Consider the following 5,579-nt stretch of genomic DNA (forward strand, 5'->3'; position numbering starts at 1 on the left):
GCCCTTCGCTCTCCTGGGATGGGCCGCAATGAAACGCCCTCAGTTCTTGCCGACGACGCTGGCTGGTCGCCTCATGCGCTACGACCTACGGAAGAAGCCCGTTCGAAGCGGCATGTACTATGCCAAGGCGACCTTGTGTAGCTGGAGCGGGCAGGCCTTCGTCAAGGTGACGGCAGCCCGCATCGGCGATACCATTCGGAGAGATGCCGCCGCCCATTGCCGATGAAGCCCGCGACTGATCATCGTCGTCGGTGCATGGCGATTTCATTCCCGCAGTCCTGCGCGTCGACATCCCGATGGATCCGGGAAACCTCATGGTTTTTCGGCGAGATCGGTACCTGTTATGCCGTCGGGGATCCGGGGTTACGCCCGCGGCCCAAAACGGAATGGCTTCGATCGACTGCCGGAGCGGATTCTAGCAGGGGAACATCCCAACGGGTACGATATTGGTCGCATGGGCGTGGGTGGACTGCTAATGGAAATCCAGACAGGGTCGATGCCGCGTGAGACCTTGAAGGAGACGTCATTGCAGCCAAAGGTCGCAATCGTCCTGCTGGCGGCAGGAATGGCAACGCGCATGGGCCCGAACGGAGGTCACAAGCTGCTGGCTGCTTTTGACGGCATGCCGCTTGTTCGCCGGTCAGCCCTGATCGCGATGGGCAGCGATGCCGCATCGGTCACGGTTGTCGTCGGCCATCGCCAAGATGACATCCGCAAGGTCCTGGTCGATCTCCCGGTGACGATCATCGCAAATCCGGCCTACCCGGCGGGCATGGCAAGTTCGCTTACGACGGGCTTTGCCGCTGCCGCGGCCGACGACACGGAGGGCGTTCTCGTCATGCTCGCTGACATGCCGGGCGTGACCACAGACGATTTGAACAGAATGATCACCGCGTTTCGCGACGCCAATGGCGCATCTATTGTTCGCGCCGTATCGCAAGGCAAGCGCGGAAATCCGGTCATCCTGCCGCGGGCGCTGAACGATGCCGTTCTCCGCCTGGAGGGAGATGTGGGCGCCCGCCATCTGATCGAAACCTCCGGGCTGGCGGTGACAGACGTCGAGATTGGTGATGCGGCGCAGATCGACGTCGACACGCCGGAGGCGATCATTGCGGCCGGCGGGACACCTGCTGGAACAGTCTGAAGGCTTATAATGTTGACTGAGCCAACCTCGGCGAGCCGTGATCTCGTCGTACGGCTGTCACTGACGGCTATCTGCTCGACAAGCTAGCCAGGGACGGCGCCTGTGTTCGAAGGGCTATGTCACGTTGTTCGCTTAATCGCCGACAAAGCGTTTGCCGATGAATTTACGCAGTTGCGCCGGTCACGACTTTCCAATGCGCTGATGCGATGACTATGGGTGCCGAGGGCTGAGCGTTTCTGGTGAGACGGGACGAAATAGTTCTGGTTGCTGAAAAGACCGAGATGAAACGTTGAAAGCCGCCGGCAGATCGAAATCCATGCATCATCCGTTCTCGTTTTCGAGGTGGCACATGAGAATTCTCAGCGCGATTGTTCAGGCCCATATTGCGAAGCAGGTAATAGTGCAGTGCGTCCTTGGTCTGATAGTACTCCACGAGGCCCATCGATGCCGTTGCCCGCCGATTTTCCGATCTTTCGCCGTCTACCGTTAGGTAGCCATGAACGAAGATCGATGACGGGAGCAGCACTTCGGCAGACAGGAGTATCGCTGGCCATTAAATCGCGTGAAACTTGGAAATTTCCTTGCCGACAAAGTGGGAGGGCTCGCCTTGCTGTGCCCAGTTTCGCCAGAACAGGGTTTCGTCGGAACCGTAATCGAGCCTTCTGAGATAGTTCGCCAGAGCATCGAACCAGACATAGATAACGTCGTTGCTCCCAGGCACGGGCACGCCCCAGCCGCGTGCTCGTTCAGCACTACGCGAAGGCGCGCAAATTCATCGCAAAATTCTCGAGCAGCTCTGACACGTATAGCGTGGTGAAGGGCGAATACATTGCCATGCGCCTGGCCGCGCTTTCAGGTCTGAATGTATCGCCTGTAAAGGTCGTCCGAGCGTCGGGGAAGGACGTATTGCTTGTCCAGCGCGCTGGCAACGCTTGGTATCGCCGGTCGATGGTATCCGCCTTGACCATGCTCGAGCTCGACGAAATGCACGCGCGATATGCAAGCTATCAGGATCTGGCTGAAAGCGTACGCGTTTTACCTCCGTTCCTGAAACATTGAGAGAGCTGTTTTCTCGCCTTTGCTTCAATGTCCTCGTTGGTTGGCAGACGGGTTGCCGACACTGGCTATTGCGCCTTGAAACGTTGGCGGTAGAGTGGGCGGCCAAGTTGCCGACGACGCTATCCTCGAACGGCCGCTTCAATTGCCGCGACGTCGATCTTCTGCATCTTCATCATCGCGTCGAAGGCTCTTTTTGCTTCAATCCCACCAGTTCTCATGGCATCCATCAAAACGCGCGGCGTGATCTGCCACGAGATTCCCCAACGGTCCTTGCACCACCCGCATTCGCTTTCCCGTCCGCCATTTCCAACGATGGCGTTCCAATATCGGTCGGTTTCCTCCTGGTTTTCTGTCGAAATCTGGAATGAGAATGCTTCACTGTGTTTGAAGGTTGAGCCGCCGTTCAATCCGACGCAAGAGACACCGGCAACCGTAAATTCGACAACCAAAACGTTGCCGACTTTTCCATCCGGATAATCGCCGGGTGCTCGAATAATGGCTCCGACAGCGCTATCAGGGAAAGTCTGCGCATAAAAGTTTGCAGCTTCCTCGGCATCTTTCTCGAACCAAAGGCAGATCGTGTTCTTGGCCATTTCAGTCCCTTTCATGATTTGGTGTGAGGGGTCTAGCAGTCGTCATGATTGAAAGACGGACGAGTTATCGAGGAACCGACATCATCCCAAAAAGATTCTTTGGTCGGCAACGGTAGCGATATCGGCGCGGGAGATGACGGCGGAGAAAATCGTCGTCTTCAAGCGATAAGGTTCGTCATCCAAATCTTATTTGCCCAAGGCGACGATGGGGCTCTTGAGACGATATGAACTTCTGACCCGTCAAAGATCAAACCGCTGCCCGCGTCCATCGAACAGGACCAGCGCACTCCCGGTTTAGTGCTCAATGACCCGGTAAACTGCGCTCGGCAAGGTGACGCGCGAGCGTCTCTAAAAAGCAAGGTTGCGACGAATGACTTCAGGCGCTCGGCAAATTGATTTGGGCCAGCCGACTCGTCCCAGCCGGGCTGAGTCAGGCGCTTAATTGTCCCTATAAGCTGTACCAGCATTGGACGGCTTCCCATTGAAGCGCGACCTCTACTCAATGAGCTGCGGCAGGCACTCTCCTTGAAGTAGCTGTGTAACGATGTCAGCGCGTCGCGCGTCTCAAATCTTGTCTAAAACCCCTAGAGCGGCTGCGGTTCTTYGGATCCTCGACGCGTCGAAATCCGCGTCGTTCTCCAGAGCTGTCACCTCCGCAACAGTCAGACCAGTAGTTTCTGCGACGTCGTCCAGCGAATAGCCGCGAGCCTGGCGAGCCTCTGCAAGCAGGGCGCCGATGGACGGGACAACAGGGGATTTCGCAATCTTCGAGGCCATGTTCATGTCGTTGAGGCTCCTTTTGGCGGCCGGAAAACGTGCAAACCGTTTTCTAGTTCCACCGCTGCCGACCGCGTCCGGCAGCGGACGATTTCTCGATTTCCGCGGGCGCTCTTTCTATCAGTTTGTGCGACGGAGTACAGATCTGACGTGATGAAGGAGCGGACGCCCCTTGCATGCGGCCGACGAGAGGTATCGTAGATGCCGCCTCAGGCGAAACAAACAGATCGAACTGCTGTCTTTCGCTACCTCGGGTTCATTCTTAAAACGACTCTTCAGACTACATCGTCCGACAGATCCGCTATAAGGGATCGCTCRTACAGATCAGGAGAAAACATGGAGACCGTGGAGATCAGCAACCGCAGTGACTTGGCGCTCTGGGCAATCCAACGCGCGCAAGCAATCGTTGCGGCCGAAGGTGCGGCCTTCGCGATGGCTGCTCGTGATATGAATGAGGAAGCGCTGGCGGAGACTGCCGCCGCACTTGGCAAGGCCATCAGCGATGCCATGCTCGAGGTCTTCGACGGCCTGCTAGAAGAATAGTCTCAAGCTTGAGTCTCGGGATAGCAGGCGCTTTCTGACCAATATTTTAATATAATTTTTGGTCAGTAATCGAGTGAAAAGCCAACTGAAATCCAAGGGTTGAGATGCGCGGCTGATTGCGCGCGGTATCGGGCTGCGCCAACGCGTGGATCGAAGTGAACAAATCTGAAATCTCGGAGCTGCTTGGTTGCTCCGGTTGCGCCGAGCCGGCGTCGCATGCGAAATTGAAGGCGCCTCCCCGGCATTCGATCCAGTGCTCGACCCATCCGGTACGGCGATGCGGGGCATACCGGTGCCGGGCACCGGGAAAGAGCAGGAAAATAGAGCCTTCGGGTATCGTTGTCGGTCTCCACCCGTCCGGTGCCCGCTCCCCGTCGTCATTCCCATGGTGGATTGCCGCGAACTCCTGGATCGCAACCCCTACTGCTATTGAACTTCGCCTTCCTGTTCAACACAATCTATATTCTGCTCAACACGGGAGATTCTTATGGCTACCCAACCACGAACTGTTGCGGAAAGCGAAGCGGAAGTCGCGTTGACTCGCAATAGGCTCGTACTTGAGCAAGCGAAGGCCGTCGGTCTCCTTGGTACGGCGAAGAATACCCGCTTGTCGGGGCGAGTGCCGTCGGAGTTGATCGAGGCAGCCAAGAAGCGTGCCCATGTTACATCTGACACTGAGTTGCTGGAATTGGCGCTTTCACGGCTGGCTCTCGAAGACGACTTTGGCGCACGTCTGGTGGGCCGCAAGGGCCGCATCCCGRCGGATATCGATCTTGGGATTTGAACTCTCTGAAATCCCGCGATCACTAAAGCCCCAGAAGCACGTCGGGACGCTCGAGCGCAGGCCCCGACGAAGATCTTCCTTGGGCTGCCGACGAACCGGCAATCGGAGGGCCTCTGTTCCTGGATACGAGCGTCTACCTGGATGTTTCAAGGGCGCTCGCCGGTGGAGGTCGATAGGCTGATCACGTATCGCCTATGTCACCATTCGGCGGTCTGCCTGTCTGAGCTGACCCATGCCTTCGGCCGACTGGACCCTAGCGGAATAGCCGGGGGGCGCTGGCAACAGATGTAAACTGCCTGCAGCTCCACGACAACGCCGCGCGGTTTTGTCGGGTCTAGCCGTCTCGGTAGCCGCCGAGAACGTCGGCTGTCGCCTGCACCGCATACTGATGCTGTGAGGTGCGGGCAAAGCCCGCACCTTTTGCTCATCGCCTCAGTTCTTGGTGACGAAGTCCTTGACGTTGGCAGGCGTCACGAGCTGGAAGGGAATGTAGACCTTCTTGTCGATCTTTTCGCCCTTGGCGAGCTTGAGCGCTGCATCGAGCGAGCCCTTGCCCTGGCCGGCGGCATCCTGGAACACCGTGACGTCGAGATCACCCGCCTGCATGGCGGCAAGCGCGTCCTGCGTGGCGTCGACGCCGCCGACGACAACCTTGGTCATATCCTTGCCGGCTGCCTTC

At 57.7% G+C, this 5,579-nt stretch carries 7 protein-coding genes and 5 pseudogenes; 6 read left to right on the plus strand and 6 right to left on the minus strand.

Going from position 1 to position 5,579, the window contains the following annotated elements; translation table 11 throughout:
- On the plus strand, window positions 1-226 hold a 226-nt coding region (locus AC1D1Z_RS33290), incomplete at its 5' end, for a hypothetical protein (RefSeq protein ID WP_477853113.1).
- A 300-nt stretch (window positions 227-526) separates the two neighbouring features.
- Window positions 527-1,144 (plus strand): nucleotidyltransferase family protein, encoded by a 618-nt coding sequence (locus AC1D1Z_RS33295; protein ID WP_026242397.1) that lies wholly within the window; start codon window positions 527-529, stop codon window positions 1,142-1,144.
- Window positions 1,145-1,307: 163 nt separating this feature from the next.
- On the opposite strand, the pseudogene AC1D1Z_RS33300 reads toward AC1D1Z_RS33295, so the two are convergent.
- Window positions 1,308-1,523: pseudogene (locus AC1D1Z_RS33300) on the minus strand (IS6 family transposase); the annotation flags it as partial.
- A gap of 51 nt (window positions 1,524-1,574) precedes the next feature.
- Window positions 1,575-1,871 (minus strand): annotated as a pseudogene (locus tag AC1D1Z_RS33305) (class I tRNA ligase family protein); the annotation flags it as partial.
- A gap of 35 nt (window positions 1,872-1,906) precedes the next feature.
- Between AC1D1Z_RS33305 and AC1D1Z_RS33310 the strand changes: the two are divergent.
- Window positions 1,907-2,244: pseudogene (locus AC1D1Z_RS33310) on the plus strand (HipA domain-containing protein); the annotation flags it as partial.
- Between the two features lie 78 nt (window positions 2,245-2,322).
- Here AC1D1Z_RS33310 and AC1D1Z_RS33315 read toward each other — a convergent pair.
- The gene (locus AC1D1Z_RS33315) at window positions 2,323-2,796 is read right to left on the minus strand and encodes a VOC family protein (protein ID WP_018245242.1); all 474 of its coding nucleotides are present in this window, start codon (window positions 2,794-2,796) and stop codon (window positions 2,323-2,325) included.
- A gap of 564 nt (window positions 2,797-3,360) precedes the next feature.
- The gene (locus AC1D1Z_RS33320) at window positions 3,361-3,579 is read right to left on the minus strand and encodes a helix-turn-helix domain-containing protein (RefSeq protein WP_477853116.1); all 219 of its coding nucleotides are present in this window, start codon (window positions 3,577-3,579) and stop codon (window positions 3,361-3,363) included.
- A gap of 330 nt (window positions 3,580-3,909) precedes the next feature.
- Here AC1D1Z_RS33320 and AC1D1Z_RS33325 point away from each other — a divergent pair, with 330 nt between their 5' ends.
- The gene (locus AC1D1Z_RS33325; protein ID WP_018245239.1) at window positions 3,910-4,116 is read left to right on the plus strand and encodes a hypothetical protein; all 207 of its coding nucleotides are present in this window, start codon (window positions 3,910-3,912) and stop codon (window positions 4,114-4,116) included.
- 46 nt (window positions 4,117-4,162) lie between these two features.
- Here AC1D1Z_RS33325 and AC1D1Z_RS33330 read toward each other — a convergent pair whose 3' ends face one another.
- Window positions 4,163-4,546: an AraC family ligand binding domain-containing protein gene (locus AC1D1Z_RS33330; RefSeq protein WP_077988349.1), complete on the minus strand. Its 384-nt coding sequence runs from the start codon at window positions 4,544-4,546 to the stop codon at window positions 4,163-4,165.
- A 57-nt stretch (window positions 4,547-4,603) separates the two neighbouring features.
- Between AC1D1Z_RS33330 and AC1D1Z_RS33335 the strand changes: the two genes are divergently transcribed.
- Both AC1D1Z_RS33335 and AC1D1Z_RS33340 read left to right on the plus strand, forming a co-directional pair.
- Window positions 4,604-4,900, plus strand: coding sequence for a hypothetical protein (locus AC1D1Z_RS33335; RefSeq protein ID WP_477853118.1), 297 nt, complete (start codon window positions 4,604-4,606; stop codon window positions 4,898-4,900).
- A pseudogene (locus AC1D1Z_RS33340) lies at window positions 4,890-5,155 on the plus strand (hypothetical protein); the annotation flags it as partial. The gene AC1D1Z_RS33335 and the pseudogene AC1D1Z_RS33340, both read left to right, overlap by 11 nt.
- 177 nt (window positions 5,156-5,332) lie before the next feature.
- On the opposite strand, the pseudogene AC1D1Z_RS33345 reads toward AC1D1Z_RS33340, so the two are convergent.
- Window positions 5,333-5,579, minus strand: a pseudogene (locus AC1D1Z_RS33345) (rhizopine-binding protein); the annotation flags it as partial.

It is taken from the genome of Rhizobium sp. P1_E1, from assembly GCF_056406015.1.